We start from the raw sequence: 14,317 nt of genomic DNA, 5'->3' as shown, positions 1-14,317 counted from the left end.
TCGTCGAGCCGGTGACGGGTGTGATGACGTTCGTCGACGGGGAGCACTCCACGCGGGGTCGAGCCCACGTGGGTCGACCCGCTGCCGTCCAGTGGGAAGGGTGTTGATCCGATGACCGTGCCGAGCGCGCAGCCGCTGCGGTTGCGCACGCTGCTCTTCGTGCCGGGGGACCGGCCGGACCGCATCCCCAAGGCCGCCGCCGCGGGCGCCGACGGGATCGCGATCGACCTCGAGGACGCCGTCGCGCGCTCGCGGAAGGAGGCGGCCCGGCAGGCCGTAGCGGCGACGCTGCCGACCCTGCCGCCGGACGGGCCGGCGATCGCCGTGCGGATCAACGCCGTCGACACGGGCCTCGCCGAAGCCGACGTCGAGGCGCTCGAACCCGTGCTCAGCCGCGTCGACCTCGTGATCGTCCCGATGAGCTCCAGCCCGGCCGCGGTCCGCACCGCCGCCGCACTCCTCGGGAAGGCCGAGGCCCGTGTGGGCGTGGAGCCGGGCCGGACCAGGATCGTTCCGCTCGTCGAGACCGCGGCGGGAATCGCCGAGGCGCGCTACATCGCCGCGGCCGACCCGCGGGTCCACACGCTCGCCTTCGGCCCGGCGGACCTGTCCCGCGAGCTCGGGGTCACGCCCACCGCCGACGGCGAGGAACTGTTCGTCGCGCGATCGCAGGTGGTGCTCGGCGCCGCGGCCGCCGGACGGCCCAAACCGATCGACGGACCCCACCTCGACCTCGACGACACCGACGGGCTCGCCCGGTCCGCGGCTCGTGCGCGGCGGCTGGGGTTCGGGGGCAAGCAGGTGATCCACCCCCGGCAGATCCCGGTCGTCGCCGCGGCGTTCGCGCCGAGCGCCGAGGAGCTTCAGTGGGCCCGCCGGGTGGACGAGGCGTTCCACGAGGCCGAGGCGGCCGGCGTCTCCTCGATCCGCCTCGACGACGGTACGTTCATCGACTACCCGATCGCCCACCGCGCCCGCGCCCTGCTCGCCGAAGAAGCCGCAGGCCCGAGCATCGACCAGAGCCCGAGGACGCCCACCATATGAGCCCCGAGACCCCGCGGATCGTGGTTACCCGCGCACTTCCGCCAGCGGCCCTCGAACCGTTGCACTCTGTCGGTTCCGTGTGGGTGTCACCGCACGACCGGCCGCTGACCGTCGACGAGTTGCACGCGGCCGTCCGCGGGGCGAGCGCGATCATCAGCATGCTCACCGATCGGATCGACGACGACGTCATCGCCGCCGCGGGCCCGGACCTGAAGATCGTCGCGAACACCGCCGTCGGCTACGACAACCTCGACGTTCCCGCCATCACCCGCCGCGGCGTGCTCGCCTCCAACACCCCCGGAGTGCTGGTCGACGCCACCGCCGATCTCACGATGACCCTGCTGCTGACCGTCACACGGCGGGTGGCCGAGGGCGACCGCCTCGTCCGGTCCGGCACGCCGTGGTCGTGGGACATCGCCTTCATGCTCGGGTCGGGGCTGCAGGGCAAGCAGCTGGGGATCATCGGGATGGGGAGCATCGGCCGGGCCGTGGCACGGCGGGCCGCCGCCTTCGGCATGGACGTCGTCCACCACTCCCGCCGACCCGTCGATGTCGACGGCTCGCACCCGCTTCCGCTGGACGAACTGCTGGCGACGTCCGACGTGGTCTCCGTGCACTGCCCCCTCACGCCGGAGACCCGCCACCTCATCGACGCCGACGCCCTGCGCGCCATGAAGCGCGACGCGTACCTGGTCAACACCGCACGTGGCCCGATCGTGGACGAAGCGGCGCTGGCCGCGGCGCTCGCCGACGGCACCATCGCGGGCGCCGGTTTGGACGTCTACGAGAACGAGCCCGAGGTGCACGACGAGCTGCGCCGCCTCGACAATGTGGTGCTGGCTCCGCACCTCGGGTCGGCCACCGTCGAGACGCGCACCCGCATGGCCGAACTGGCCGTGGACAACGTCGTCGCGGTGCTCACGGGGAAGGACGCCCCCACACCCATCTCAGTACCGTCCTCCTGACCATCCACCGACGGGAGGCGCTCGATGCCGGGGAAGCGGGATCGCGTGTCGGTGACGAAGGCCGAGGAGGCCTTCACCGTGATCCGGCGGCAGATCGAGCGCGGCCGGCTCGCGGGAGGCGCGAAACTGACTCTGCAGAGTCTCTCGGACGAGATGCAGATGAGCCTGACGCCGATCCGCGAGGCGCTGCGCATGCTCCAGGCGCACGGGCTCGTCGAGTACCGGCCGCACCACGGCCACGTGGTCACCCGGTACTCCATCCCGCGGGCCGAGGAGATCTACCTGCTGCGCGAGACTCTGGAGCCGCTCGCCACCCGGCTGGCGAGCGAACGCGCGACGGCAGGCGAGCTCGAGGAGATCCGCGGCCTGCACGAGGAGTTCCGCGCCGCCGCCGAGAAGGAGGACGGCGAGCAGGGCGTGATCGTCGATCTCAACGCGCTGTGGCACCGCACCGTCTACGAGGCGGCACACTCGGCGTTCCTCGACGAGTTCATCGACCGGCTCTGGACGGGCGTCCCGTACCAGGCGATCTGGTTCATCCATCGCCGCCACCGCTCCGTCGACGACCACGCGGCCGTCACCGACGCGCTGCTCTCCCGGCGGGCCGACGAGGCTGCCACCGCGATGCTCGACCACATCGAGCGCGGCAAGATGGCCACCATCCAACACCTGCGGGCAATCGGGGCCCCCGAGACCTGAGCGAGCAGGGGACGCCGGGCCGGGACGGGCGGAGTGGCCCGGCGCCCCGTGGCTCAGAAGTCCATGCCGCCCGTCGGGTCGCCGCCGACCGGGGCCGGGTTCTTCTCCGGCTTGTCGGCGATGACGGCCTCGGTGGTGAGGAACAGGGCCGCGATCGAGGCCGCGTTCTGCAGCGCCGAGCGGGTGACCTTGGCCGGGTCGATGATGCCGGCCTTGATCAGGTCCTTGTACTCACCGGTGGCCGCGTCCAGGCCCTCGCCCGGGCCCCGGCCGCGCACCTTCTCCGCGACGACACCACCCTCGAGGCCGGCGTTGACCGCGATCTGCTTGAGCGGGGCCTCCAGCGCAACCTTGACGATGTTGGCGCCGGTGGCCTCGTCACCGTCCAGGACGCCGAAGAAATCACCGGGGCCCTCGAACAGGCCGGCACCGGCCTGGATGAGCGCCACGCCGCCGCCGGCGACGATGCCCTCCTCGACGGCCGCCTTCGCGTTGCGAACGGCGTCCTCGATGCGGTGCTTGCGCTCCTTGAGCTCGACCTCGGTGGCCGCACCGGCCTTGATCACCGCGACACCACCGGCGAGCTTGGCCAGGCGCTCCTGGAGCTTCTCGCGGTCGTAGTCGGAGTCGGTGCGCTCGATCTCGGCGCGGATCTGGTTGACCCGGCCCGCGATCTGGTCGGCGTCGCCGGCACCGTCGACGATGGTGGTCTCGTCCTTGGTGACCACGACCTTGCGGGCACGGCCCAGCAGCGACAGGTCGGCGTTCTCCAGCTTGAGACCGACCTTCTCCGAGATGACCTCGCCACCGGTGAGGATGGCCATGTCGGCCAGCATCGCCTCGCGACGGTCACCGAAGCCCGGGGCCTTCACCGCCACCGAGCGGAACGTCCCCTTCAGCTTGTTCACCAGCAGAGTCGGCAACGCTTCGCCGTCGACGTCCTCCGCGATCACGACGAGCGGCTTGCCCGTCTGCATCACCTGCTCCAGTACGGGCAGCAGATCCTTCACCGACGAGATCTTCGATGCCGCGAACAGCAGGTACGGCTCGTCGAGGACCGCCTCCATCCGCTCGGGATCGGTGATGAAATGCGGGGCGAGGTAGCCCTTGTCGAAGCGCATGCCCTCGGTGAGCTCGAGCTCCAGACCGAAGGTCTGGGACTCCTCGACCGTGATCACGCCTTCCTTGCCGACCTTGTCCATCGCCTCGGCGATCAGCTCACCGATCGTGGAGTCAGCCGCCGAGATCGAGGCGGTAGCAGCGATCTGCTCCTTGGTCTCGACCTCCTTGGCGGTCTTCAGCAGCTGCTGCGAAACGGCCTCCACGGCCTTCTCGATGCCCCGCTTGAGCGCCATCGGGTTCGCACCCGCAGCCACGTTGCGCAGACCCTCACGGACCAGCGCCTGCGCCAGGACCGTCGCGGTGGTGGTGCCATCACCCGCGATGTCGTCGGTCTTCTTGGCAACTTCCTTGACCAGCTCGGCCCCGATCTTCTCCCACGGGTCCTCGAGCTCGATCTCCTTGGCGATCGACACACCATCGTTGGTGATGGTGGGCGCGCCCCACTTCTTCTCCAGGACGACGTTGCGACCACGCGGGCCCAGCGTCACCTTGACAGCGTCGGCGAGGGTGTTCATGCCGCGCTCGAGCCCGCGGCGCGCCTCCTCGTCGAAAGCGATCATCTTCGCCATGGCGACTGTCCTCTCAGGATGGTGGGTGATCGGCACCGGAGCCCGCGACGGCTGGACCTCGGTCCCACCGGCGCCTCTCACCGGACTGGCACTCTCGTGTCCGGAGTGCCAGCAGGAGAGTACACAATCATGCGCGCACGCAAAATTGCGTGCACGCATGGCCGGGCTATGCTCCCGGCATGAACCCGAAGGAGAGCGGCGGGCTGCGCGAGCGCAAGAAGGTCGCCACCCGCGAGGCGCTCAGCGCGGCGGCGTTGCGCCTCGCGCTGGAGCGCGGCCCGGAGAACGTGCGGGTCGAGGACATCGCCGAGGCCGCGGGCGTGTCACCGCGCACGTACAACAACTACTTCTCGAGCAGAGAGCAGGCGATCGTCGCCGCGATCGAGGCAGAGCGGGCCTTGCGGATCGGTGCGGCCCTGCGGGCCCGGCCTGCCGACGAACCCCTGGCCGAAGCCGTCGTCGAGGCCGTGGTCGAGCAGTACGTCGCCGACGGCGAACCCGGCGAGGACATGCTCGCTCTGATCACATCCGCACCGCGGGTACGTGCGGAGTTCCTCGCCCTGGTCGCCGGGATCGAGCAGCCACTCACATCGGCGATCGCAGCGCGGACCAGCGGCGACGACGACCTGGCACCGGCGGTGCTCGGGGCGGCGGTGTCGGCTGCCGCCCGGGTGGCAGCCGAGCGCTGGCTGCGTCCACCGCGGGAGATGCAGGAACGGGGCAGCGCGCAGCTCCTCGTCGTTCCCCAGGGATCGCTTGCAGACATCCTCCGGGAGGCGCTCGCGCCTCTCGTTCCCGCACTCCAGGCGGCCGACCCTCGCCGCCGGACATCGAATCCGGAGCGCTAGAAGGTCTGCTTCTCCTCAGGCGACAGTTCGGTCAGGCTGCCGCCGTGCCCGCAAGGCGGCGAGCTGGACGAGCGCGAGGGCGGCCGGTGCGAAGAACAGCCCGATCGATAGCCCCGTGATGCCGACATACACGGCGAGAAGCAGGGCGCACACCGCCGTGACCAGCCGCGACACGAGCGTCAGCGCGCGCAGTGCGAACGGCACGGCGGTGAGCACCAGCGGTACCGCCGCGAACGCCAGCAGCACCGGGAGGTCGTCCGGACCGAGGCTCGTCACGAGGACGGCCACCCCCACCTCACCGAGGAGCGCCAGTCCGAGGGCAGTCCGTGCCGTCCAGGTATCGAAGCGGTCCGCAGCGTCTCCCCCGCCGGCCATCAGTCCGACGATCACCGCGGCGGCGAGCAGAGCGAGGAGCACGATGCCGACCACGGTGACCACCTATCGCTTCGGAGCAGGCTTTCCGGGCGTCCTGGGGGAGAAACCGTACTGCTGGCAGACGCGCCGAACGACAAGAGCGCGGTGGCGCGAACGAGATCTGAGATGGGTTCCAGCCGATGTGCCACTGCCGGATGGACGGGTACAGCCGGCCTCAGGACGCCTCGGTCCTCTCCAGACTCCTCACCGCCACGAGCGCGGCCTCCTTCGCCGCGAGAACGTGCAGGCGGGCCAACTCGACGGCTTGGCCCGCGTCGCCGCTCTTGATCGCGGCAAGGATGTCGTCGATCTCGCGGCGACTTTTCAACTGCCGGCCAGGTGCTCGCAGCGAAACCCGCCGCAGCGCGTGGATCCGGGCGTCGATCGACCCCGCTATTTGCTGCAGGATCGGGTTGGCTGTGCCCTCCAGCAGGATTCGATAAAATTCGCGGGTGGCCTGAAGCTCCTCCTCCGGCTCCGGCGCTTCGAGCTGGCGGGTTGCGGTCAGCGCAGCGACCTGCTCGGCGGTGGCGCTCCGAACGAAGAGCTCCACGGCGGCCGGCTCCAGCGCGGCACGGACGTCGTAGAGGTGGCCGACCACCTCGGGGGTGAGTACCGCGACCCTCAGACCGCGGCTCGCCGAGCTCTCCACAAGCCCTTCAGCCTGCAGGTGACGCAGTGCCTCACGAAGCGATGTGCGGCTCACGCCTGTGAGCTCGCCAAGCTCGCGCTCGGTGAGCCGCCGTCCAGGAGCGAGGCTGCCGCGCAAGATCGCTTCGCGCACGACGTCGACGACTCGGTCCCGGAGCAACTGCTCCGGGCGCTCGATCCGCATACCAAGGTCCGACGCGGACACGCCACTCCCCTCCGAGGGTCTATATGACCGTCCAGATCCTACCGTCAGCGCAGAAGGCAGCCGGAGAACGAACTGCGCATTCGCTCCGAGCCGCTAGGCCGCGACCGCGCTGCGCGGGTCCTTCGGCAGCAGCGAGCGAATCGTGGCCAGATCGTCCGCGGTGAACTGCGCTGTCCGCCGGCTGCCCGTCTCCCGTTCATCGACAAATCGGAGGCAGACGTCGTCGAAGCCCAATTCGACGAGGCGGTTGAGCCGCTCCGCGGCCTCGTCCGGACCGCAGATCAGGGTGAACGGACTGTCCTCGTCCAGCTTGCGGTTCGGGGCGCGCAGGTCGACGCGGCACGTGGTCGTCATCGCGCGCCGGCCACCCAGGTCCCGGTAGCGCCGGATGCCTTCCCCCATGATCTTGATGTTGGTGAGCCCCGAGGAGCTCATCCAGCCGTCGTAGTCGCGCGCCGCCCGGCTGAGGGAGACCGGACTGCTCCACGCGCCGAGCACGAAACGGGGGCCGCCCCGCGCACCGGGGAAGGGCGGCAGGACAGCGTCGTCGACTTCCTCGCCGTCGAGTAGTTGGCGGATCTTGTCCATGTGTGAGTGGAAGATCCTGAACCGGTCGTCGTAGGGCACGTGCACTGCCTGGAATGCGCCGCGGAAGGTTGAGCCGGCCCCAACGCCCGCGGTGAACCGCCCATTCGTCAGAGCGTGGGTCGTGAGCAGGCGCTGGGCGAGATCGACGGGCTCGCGCAGCGGCACCTGCAGCACTGTCAGCCCAACCTCGATGCTTTCGGTCGCCGCCGCGCACAGGACCGACCACTGAAACGGATCCACCTCGGTGTACTGGCCTCGGTAGTAGGACGCATCACCGTGCCAGATTCCGTCCAGCCCGGCGTCCTCGATCATCTTCGCCCGGGTCATCAGCTCCTTCGCGTCGAGGAGATTCCCGTTCGCGTCGTTCGGGGGGACATCGATGCCTATACGCAACTTGCCGTCCTTCCGTGGACAGTCAGCTCTTGACGGCGCCCGTCAACACGCCCTTCGCGAAGTGTCTCTGAAGGAACGGGTAGACGAGCAGGATCGGGACGATGGAGAGCACCAGGATCGCCATCTGAATCGACTCGGTAGGCGGCGGCGCGGTGGTGGCCAGTGGGTCGCTCAGCGTGGCGTTCTGGATGACGTACGAACGCACCACCAGTTGCAGCGGCCACATCGTTGCATCATTCAGGTACAACAGCGCATTGAAGAACGCGTTCCAGTAGCTGACTGCGTAGAAGAGGCCGATGACAGCGAAGACCGCCTTGGAGAGCGGCATCACAATCAGCCGCAGGGTGGCGATCTCCCCAGCGCCATCGATACGGGCCGCCTCCATGAGTTCCCTCGGCAGCCCCATGAAGAACGCGCGCATGACGATCACGTTGAACCCGTTCACCGCCACTGGAAGGATCAGGGACCAGTACGAGTCAAGCAGCCCGACCTGCTGGATCACCAGATAGTTGGGGATGATTCCTGGGGCGAAGAGCAGGGTGGCGAGCACTGTCAGCAGGAGCGGCCGGTGCCCGAAGCTCTCCGGTCTGCTGAGCGCGTACGCCAGTGTCGCCGTGCACGCCAGGCTGATGAGCGTACCAACCACCGTGATCGCCAAGCTCACGAGGAACGCTCTGGTCACGACGCCGCCCTCGAAGAGGGACTCGTACGCCCGCAGGCTCGGGTTGTCCGGGAACAGCACGAACCCCCCGGCCTGACTCACCTGTGCCTGGTCCGCGAGGCTCGTCGAGACGACGCTGACAAACGGGATCACGACGAAGGCGCACAGGATCGTCAGCACGATCCCCTTCAGCACCCTCGCGAGCATGGACGGCGGCGGCATCCCACCCACCAGTACCGGCCGCCGCCTCCGGCGTGACGGAGGGGTTGTCGTGGTGCTCGGCCGAGCGATGGTCACGGTCATCGACTGCTCCTGGAATCGTAGAGACCGGGTTCACCGAACATATGAGCGACCTTGTTGGCGCCGAGTACGAGAACGACGCCGACGATTCCTTTCAAAAGCCCGACAGCGGCCGCAGCACCCCAGTTGCCACCAATAATACCATTGTTGTAGACATAGGTGTCGAGCACTTCGCTGGCTCGGATTCCTACCGCAGGTTGCTGCAACAGGATCTGTTCGAACCCGACGTTCAACGCTTCACCCAATCGAAGGATGAGGAGCAGGATGATGATGGAACGGAGTCCCGGCAAGGTAATATGCCACAATTGCCGCCACCGGCTCGCGCCATCCACACTCGCTGCCTCATACAGTCCGACGTCAATCCGGGACAGCGCAGCGAGAAAGAGGATGGTGGCCCACCCGGTGTCCTTCCAGATCACCTGCGAAGTGATGAGGGCAAAGAACCAGTCTTCGTTCCCGATGATGTTCACTGTTGCGAGGTTCGCGCCCCGCAACGCGTTGTTGATGATTCCGGTTCCGCCGAGCAACTGCTGGGTGATGGCCACGACCATCACCCAGGAAAGGAAGTGCGGCATGTAGAGGATCGACTGGACCAGCCGCTTCCACCGCTCGGCCAGCATGCTGTTGAGCAGCAGCGCGACGATGATCGGCGCTGGGAACACAAGCACGACCTGGATCAGGGTGATGATCAGCGTGTTCGTGAGGGCGTTCAGGAAGAGAGGGTCGGCGAGGATACGGAAGTTGTCGAACCCCACCCATGAACTTTCGGAGATGCCAAGGAAGGGCTGGAAATCCTGAAACGCGATCACGTTCCCGAGCAGCGGAACGTAACGAAACAACAGGATGATCAGAATTCCGGGAACGGCCAGCACGAGCAGGATCCGATCTCGGCGGATCCGCTGGACGATCCTCTCGGTGAACCTCGACGACCTTATCGTCGGATGACCTGCAGCTGTCACGCCAACTCCTTTGTCGAGCGCCTCACCCAATTCCTGCAGCGCCGGGACCTCGTGGCGACCGGCGGCCGGCAAGTGCCGGCGGAAGTCACGAGCGCCGGATCGGGCTTCCCTCGCCGAGGACCAGATCCGTGTGCTCCCCCACCTGCGGCGCCGGTCCCGGGGGAGGTGGCAGGTGGCCTTCGAAGACGAGCGGAAATCCCTTACGGCGCACCGGACCGTCGAGGAATACCCGATGTCGGATGAAATGCGTGTCCCGCGCGCGATCTTCGGCGTTCAGCACCGGGACGCACGGGACAGCTAGCGCGCCCAAGATGCGCACGCATTCCTCGCGCGACCGCACGCTCGTCCACGCTTCGATGGCCTGGTCGATGCGGCCGGCATCATCACCGTAGCCCTTCCAGTCGGAACCGATCCGCTCCAGCCCGACGACGGCCGCGAGGGCCGCACGCTGCTCGTCGGTGAAGCAGGCGATGGCCACCCACCGGTCGACGCCCGAGCACGGGTAGACGTCGTGCGGAGCGGCACCCGGGCGGCGGTTGCCGGTGGGTCCGGCGATCCGGCCCGTCGCCAGGAACGCCTCGATCTGGTCGGCCAAGGTCCAGGAAACGGTCTCCCGCTGCGCGACGTCCACGTAGGTGGACACGCGGCGGTTCCAGCAGTAGGCCACGAGGGCGGCACCGAAGAGCGACACGAGTTGGTCCGGGTAGTTCACGTCCACCGAGGACCATGTGGGTGGCCCGTCCTCGTACCCGGTGAGCGACGCGAGCCCGGAAAGCATGTCCAGCGTCGATCCGTAGGAGCGCGACTGCGCCTCGGGGCCATCCTGCCCCTGGCTGGACAGCGACAGATAAATCAGGGCCGGGTTGATCCTCCGCAGGGACGCGTAGTCCACGCCGAGGCGCTTCGTCACTCCGACGCGGAAGTTCTCGATGACGACGTCGGCCCCGGCGACGAGCCGGCGGAACTCCTCCTGCCCCTCATCCGACTTCAGGTCCAGCGTCACGCCGAACTTCCCGGCGTTGTTCGACTCGAACACCGGCGAGACGGTGTCGCCGTCCCGCGGCAGCTTCTCGGCAGGTGTGCCTGCGATAACCCACTTGCGAAACGGGTCAGGGCGTTCCATTGACTCGATCTTTATGACGGTGGCGCCGTAGTCGGCCAGCAGCCGTCCGGTGGCGGCGCCGGCCGTGATCGTGCCGAGGTCCAGGACGACCATGCCGGCCAGCGGTCCGGCGGTCGGGTCGGCGGCGTTCGTCGCTGGTCGGTGAGCAGCCTGCGTACGAGGCGGCATCCGACTACCGAGCAGCTCGGCCGTGTGCTGGCCCAGCGCCGGGACGTCCCCAGTCGTCCACGGCAGCTCTGCGGCCGTGAAGAACTTCCCCAACGTCGGAGGTAGGACACCGGGCTGCGGTTCCGGGATGAAGCCACGGGAGCGGTAGTGCGCCGACGCGGTGAGGTCGGCCATGTCCGTGCTGATGCCGAACGCCAGACCGAGTCCCTGTGCCTCTTTGTAGATCTGGTCGCGCGTCCGGACGGCTGCCCACTCCTCGATCACCGGCCACCACTCCTCGACCGACTCGTCGCGGGAGGGCTCGTCGGCGAAACAGGGATCGGCCAGTCGCTGGTCGCCGATCAGTTGGATCATGGAGTCCCACTGGTCTGGCTGATAGATGACGCCCGCCCAGCCGTCGAGCGCCGGGACCATCCTCCACCGGCCGCGCCGGACGCCGCCCCGGCGCGGGGTAACACCCGTGACCGCATGCGCGACGTCGCTCTTCCAGTCGATGTAGGCCACGACGTCCGAAAGGGCGACGTCGGCGACGTCGCCGCCTTTGCCCTGCCGCACGCGTTGGAGCGCGAGCATCGCGCCGAAGAACCCGACGAACCCAGCCGCGTGCGCCGCCTGCTCTCCACCGAGGCTCAGCGGACGCCGGTTCGGCTCGCCGATCATGACGGCCAGGCCGCCGAACGACTCGGCGAGCATGCTGTCAGGGCGGTGGACCGACCAGGCGTTGTCGAGCCCGAATCCCGTCACCGACACGGTCACCAGCTCCGGCCAGTGCTCCCGCCTGGCCTCGCCCCTCAAGAACAGAGCGTCCGCCTGGTCGGCGCAGAGATCGCTGATGACCACGTCGGCGGTCGCGATCAGCTCCGTCGCGCTGTGCCGACCCTCTACCGAGTCGAGGTCGATCGCGACGCTCCGCTTCCCCGCATTGAGGGCGGCGAACCCGAACGCCATGACGTCCGTGCTGGGACCGGACGTGTCGCGCGTGCCTCGCAGGTAGTCCCCCGTGGGTGGTTCGCACTTCACGACCTCGTGGCCGAGGCCGGCGAAGAGCCGGCCTGCCACGGGCCCCGCCACGCCCTGGGCCAGCTCGACCACCCTCAGCACCTCGCCCGACTCACCCATGTCTGCCACCGTTGGCGCCTTGCCCCGGGTTACGCCGGCCTTGAGCGAAAGCACTCAGCCCGTCTCCCACAGCGCCGGTGCGGGAGCGGATCTGGGTTCCGACGCTCTCCCCGTACTCGAGCGCGGCGGTCCAGTCAGTGATGTGCATCGGCACTTCCCACAGCGCCTTCTTGCACCATTCGAGCGTGACCGGATCGCGCTGTGCGATGTCGACGGCCAGCGCCAGCGCTTCGTCCTGCAGTTCGGCCGGCCCTACGGCGAGGTTCACCAAACCCCATTCCTGCGCAGTTCGCCCGCTTATCCGCCTGCCGGTGAGCACCATCCACGCCGCCCGCTTAGGGCTGAGCCGCAGTTGTGTCGAGGGACCGGCGAGACCTGGGTACAGACCGAACCCGATCTCCGGCATCCCGATCTCGGCTTCGGCCGAGGCCAGCGCCAAATCAGAGCTGTTGATCAACGTCACGCCGCCGCCGAGGGCGAACCCGTTCACCGCGGTGATCACGATGGCCGGATGCCGGCGGATAGCCTCCTGCACCGCGATCCACGGGTCGTCCCCGTCCAGCGCATTCTGCGCCGGTCCGGCCGCATCGACCTCCTTCAGATCGACCCCGGCGCAGAACGCCGGCCCGGCTCCCGTCAACACGATCGCGCGTGCCGCGCCGCGACACCGATCCAGGGCCGCGATCAGTTCCCTGCGCGCCCGGCGGCTCATGGCATTCCGCTTCTCGGGACGGTTGAGTGTGATGCGGGCGACGCCATCGCTCGGGAACTCAAGCAGCACCAACGGTGCATCCACAGCGACTTGCTGATGACGATTCGAGTCGGTCACGTCGTCACTTCGCCAGTCTGAACTTCGCCACGGTGCGGCTGCCCACCTGGTCGAAGTCGGCCTCGACGTCAGCGTCGATGGTGAGGCGCTCGATCGGGTCGGTGATCGTGCCGATGAAGAACGGCCCCTCCTCCAGTTTGATGAAGGCGATCACGTACGGCCGTTCGTCCTCGAACGCCGCGAAGTAGTTCTGGTGCATCCGGATCCAGGACCACAACGTGCCTCGGCCACTGGCCGCCTTCCATGTGAACTTCGGCGACAGGCAATGGGGGCAAACAGGCGACTCCGGAAACCAGGCCGTGCCGTCGTCGTCGCAGAACTGCACACGCAACTCCCCTGCCCGCAGGCCCTCCCAATAGGGGCGATTGGCAGGCGTCTCCGCAGGCAGGATTCGCTCGAACGCATCGATGTCCACAGCTGTTCCTCCCTCAGGCCGCGGTGAACACATGCGAGGTGACGATGGGCGACGCGCACATGTACTGCACAGCATCGCAACCCGAAACCTGCCGTTCGCCCGCTTCGCCTCGGACCTGTTTGACCGCCTCGACATGCAGCGCCCAGCCCTGCATGTAACTCTCGGCCGTATGTCCGCCTGACGTGTTCATCGGCCGGTCCCCGTCGAACCCGATACTGTTCTCACGCACCCATTCCCACGCCGTCCCCCGATCGGCATGCCCGAACCCCTCCAGGGTGAACAGAATCGTGGGAAGGAAGTTGTCGTATACCTCCAGCGCTTTCATCTCCTCTGGACGCAGACCGGACTGATCGTGGACCTGCAGTGCGACGTGCCGGCAGGCGTCGAAGAAGAAGTCTGCGCTCGTGTAGAAGTTCGTCAGCTCCGCCATCCCGGCCGTCGCAGCTACCCGCACCGGCGGCTTGGCCAGCGTCCTGGCGCGTTCCATCGTGGTCACGATGAATGCGACGCCACCGTCATTGATGATGCAGTAGTCGAACAACCGCATCGGCTCGGCGATGAACCGCGAACCCATGTACTGGTCATGCGTGATCTCTTCCTGAAAGACGGCCAGCGGATTGCGCGTGGCATTGCGCCGGTTGTTGATGGCCAGCGGGGCGAGGGCATCCTCGGGCACCCCGTACAAGTGGCGGTACCGCTGGTACATCATGGAGACGTACGCGCCCGGCGACGTCATGCCATACATCGCGTCATAGCCGGCCGTGGGGCCGGCGCCCTCTCCAGCTCCCTCACCGCCGTACTTCATCTGCGCGGAGCGCCCGTTGTTCCCGTACACGCACGCCACGACCTCGGCCGCCCCACTCGAGATCAGCGCCACTGCGTTCTGGAGGGCGACACCGCTCATCCGGCCGGAGCCCTCGAGCTCTTGAACGAAACGGGGACGATGGATCCCGAGCACGTCGGCCATCCGGTTGTAGCCGACGCGAGAGACCAAGAGACCGTCGAGCTCCTCCTTCGCCATTCCGGCGTCATCGAGAGCGAGCCGTAGCGCCTCAGCGCCGAGAGCGTGAGCGTCCCGCTGTACACCTTTCTCCTGGAACAGCTCCCGGTGGTTCGTCTGGCCGACGCCGACAACCGCGATCTCGCGCGGACCGACCGCACCACTCATTCGGCGACCCCGTCCGGCAGACATCCCACTAGAACCACGGCCTTTCCTTTCGTGATAGGAAGCATTCTCCACACTCG

The 14,317-nt window shown here is 68.0% G+C and carries 14 protein-coding genes and 1 pseudogene; 4 read left to right on the top strand and 11 right to left on the bottom strand.

Going from position 1 to position 14,317, the window contains the following annotated elements:
• The first annotated feature begins 111 nt into the window (after positions 1–111).
• The 3 genes from ACQPZQ_RS19440 to ACQPZQ_RS19430 are packed head-to-tail and all read left to right on the top strand — an operon-like array spanning position 112 to position 2,708.
• Positions 112–1,044, top strand: a complete 933-nt coding sequence (locus tag ACQPZQ_RS19440; protein ID WP_433297774.1) for an HpcH/HpaI aldolase/citrate lyase family protein — start codon at positions 112–114, stop codon at positions 1,042–1,044.
• Entirely contained in the window at positions 1,041–2,009 is a 969-nt protein-coding gene (locus ACQPZQ_RS19435) for a 2-hydroxyacid dehydrogenase (protein ID WP_433297772.1), read from the top strand. Before ACQPZQ_RS19440 ends, ACQPZQ_RS19435 begins: the two co-directional genes overlap by 4 nt.
• 24 nt (positions 2,010–2,033) lie before the next feature.
• On the top strand, positions 2,034–2,708 hold the full coding sequence (locus ACQPZQ_RS19430; RefSeq protein WP_433297770.1) for a GntR family transcriptional regulator: 675 nt from the start codon (positions 2,034–2,036) through the stop codon (positions 2,706–2,708).
• Between the two features lie 53 nt (positions 2,709–2,761).
• Here ACQPZQ_RS19430 and groL read toward each other — a convergent pair whose 3' ends face one another.
• Positions 2,762–4,399, bottom strand: a complete 1,638-nt coding sequence (gene groL / locus ACQPZQ_RS19425) for a chaperonin GroEL (protein ID WP_433297768.1) — start codon at positions 4,397–4,399, stop codon at positions 2,762–2,764.
• A gap of 179 nt (positions 4,400–4,578) precedes the next feature.
• Here groL and ACQPZQ_RS19420 point away from each other — a divergent pair, with 179 nt between their 5' ends.
• Entirely contained in the window at positions 4,579–5,247 is a 669-nt protein-coding gene (locus ACQPZQ_RS19420; RefSeq protein WP_433297766.1) for a TetR/AcrR family transcriptional regulator, read from the top strand.
• A gap of 15 nt (positions 5,248–5,262) precedes the next feature.
• On the opposite strand, the gene ACQPZQ_RS19415 is transcribed toward ACQPZQ_RS19420, so the two are convergent.
• The 10 genes and pseudogenes from ACQPZQ_RS19415 to ACQPZQ_RS19370 all read right to left on the bottom strand — a co-directional run bounded on the left by ACQPZQ_RS19415 (position 5,263) and on the right by ACQPZQ_RS19370 (position 14,312).
• On the bottom strand, positions 5,263–5,676 hold the full coding sequence (locus ACQPZQ_RS19415; protein ID WP_433297764.1) for a hypothetical protein: 414 nt from the start codon (positions 5,674–5,676) through the stop codon (positions 5,263–5,265).
• A 160-nt stretch (positions 5,677–5,836) separates the two neighbouring features.
• The gene (locus tag ACQPZQ_RS19410; RefSeq protein WP_433297762.1) at positions 5,837–6,517 is read right to left on the bottom strand and encodes a GntR family transcriptional regulator; all 681 of its coding nucleotides are present in this window, start codon (positions 6,515–6,517) and stop codon (positions 5,837–5,839) included.
• Between the two features lie 93 nt (positions 6,518–6,610).
• Entirely contained in the window at positions 6,611–7,498 is an 888-nt protein-coding gene (locus tag ACQPZQ_RS19405) for an LLM class flavin-dependent oxidoreductase (RefSeq protein WP_433297760.1), read from the bottom strand.
• 22 nt (positions 7,499–7,520) lie between these two features.
• Positions 7,521–8,048, bottom strand: coding sequence for a carbohydrate ABC transporter permease (locus ACQPZQ_RS19400; RefSeq protein WP_433299291.1), 528 nt, complete (start codon positions 8,046–8,048; stop codon positions 7,521–7,523).
• Positions 8,049–8,096: 48 nt separating this feature from the next.
• A pseudogene (locus tag ACQPZQ_RS19395) lies at positions 8,097–8,204 on the bottom strand (carbohydrate ABC transporter permease); the annotation flags it as partial.
• A 254-nt stretch (positions 8,205–8,458) separates the two neighbouring features.
• Positions 8,459–9,418: an ABC transporter permease gene (locus ACQPZQ_RS19390; protein ID WP_433297758.1), complete on the bottom strand. Its 960-nt coding sequence runs from the start codon at positions 9,416–9,418 to the stop codon at positions 8,459–8,461.
• A gap of 85 nt (positions 9,419–9,503) precedes the next feature.
• Positions 9,504–11,828, bottom strand: coding sequence for a CoA transferase (locus tag ACQPZQ_RS19385; RefSeq protein WP_433297755.1), 2,325 nt, complete (start codon positions 11,826–11,828; stop codon positions 9,504–9,506).
• Complete coding sequence (locus ACQPZQ_RS19380) at positions 11,821–12,657, bottom strand: enoyl-CoA hydratase/isomerase family protein (protein WP_433297753.1); 837 nt, start codon at positions 12,655–12,657, stop codon at positions 11,821–11,823. Before ACQPZQ_RS19380 ends, ACQPZQ_RS19385 begins: the two co-directional genes overlap by 8 nt.
• 4 nt (positions 12,658–12,661) lie before the next feature.
• Positions 12,662–13,072 carry a Zn-ribbon domain-containing OB-fold protein gene (locus ACQPZQ_RS19375; protein WP_433297750.1) on the bottom strand — a complete coding sequence of 137 codons (411 nt, stop codon included), beginning with the start codon at positions 13,070–13,072 and terminating at the stop codon, positions 12,662–12,664.
• Between the two features lie 13 nt (positions 13,073–13,085).
• Positions 13,086–14,312 carry a thiolase family protein gene (locus tag ACQPZQ_RS19370; protein ID WP_433297747.1) on the bottom strand — a complete coding sequence of 409 codons (1,227 nt, stop codon included), beginning with the start codon at positions 14,310–14,312 and terminating at the stop codon, positions 13,086–13,088.
• Positions 14,313–14,317: the final 5 nt, after the last annotated feature.

The organism is Pseudonocardia sp. CA-142604, assembly GCF_050948475.1.
In the GTDB taxonomy this organism is placed as follows: domain Bacteria; phylum Actinomycetota; class Actinomycetes; order Mycobacteriales; family Pseudonocardiaceae; genus Pseudonocardia; species Pseudonocardia alaniniphila.
The sequence above is the reverse complement of the archived record's forward strand: the minus strand, read 5'-3'. Positions and strand labels throughout refer to the sequence as shown.

What these genes read in the sequence shown, in the direction of transcription:
- ACQPZQ_RS19440 (WP_433297774.1), top strand. Translation starts at nt 112, where the DNA reads ATGACCGTGCCGAGCGCGCAGCCGCTGCGGTTGCGCACGCTGCTCTTC.
- ACQPZQ_RS19435 (WP_433297772.1), top strand. Translation starts at nt 1,041, where the DNA reads ATGAGCCCCGAGACCCCGCGGATCGTGGTTACCCGCGCACTTCCGCCA.
- ACQPZQ_RS19430 (WP_433297770.1), top strand. Translation starts at nt 2,034, where the DNA reads ATGCCGGGGAAGCGGGATCGCGTGTCGGTGACGAAGGCCGAGGAGGCC.
- groL (WP_433297768.1), bottom strand. Translation starts at nt 4,399, where the DNA reads ATGGCGAAGATGATCGCTTTCGACGAGGAGGCGCGCCGCGGGCTCGAG.
- ACQPZQ_RS19420 (WP_433297766.1), top strand. Translation starts at nt 4,579, where the DNA reads ATGAACCCGAAGGAGAGCGGCGGGCTGCGCGAGCGCAAGAAGGTCGCC.
- ACQPZQ_RS19385 (WP_433297755.1), bottom strand. Translation starts at nt 11,828, where the DNA reads ATGGGTGAGTCGGGCGAGGTGCTGAGGGTGGTCGAGCTGGCCCAGGGC.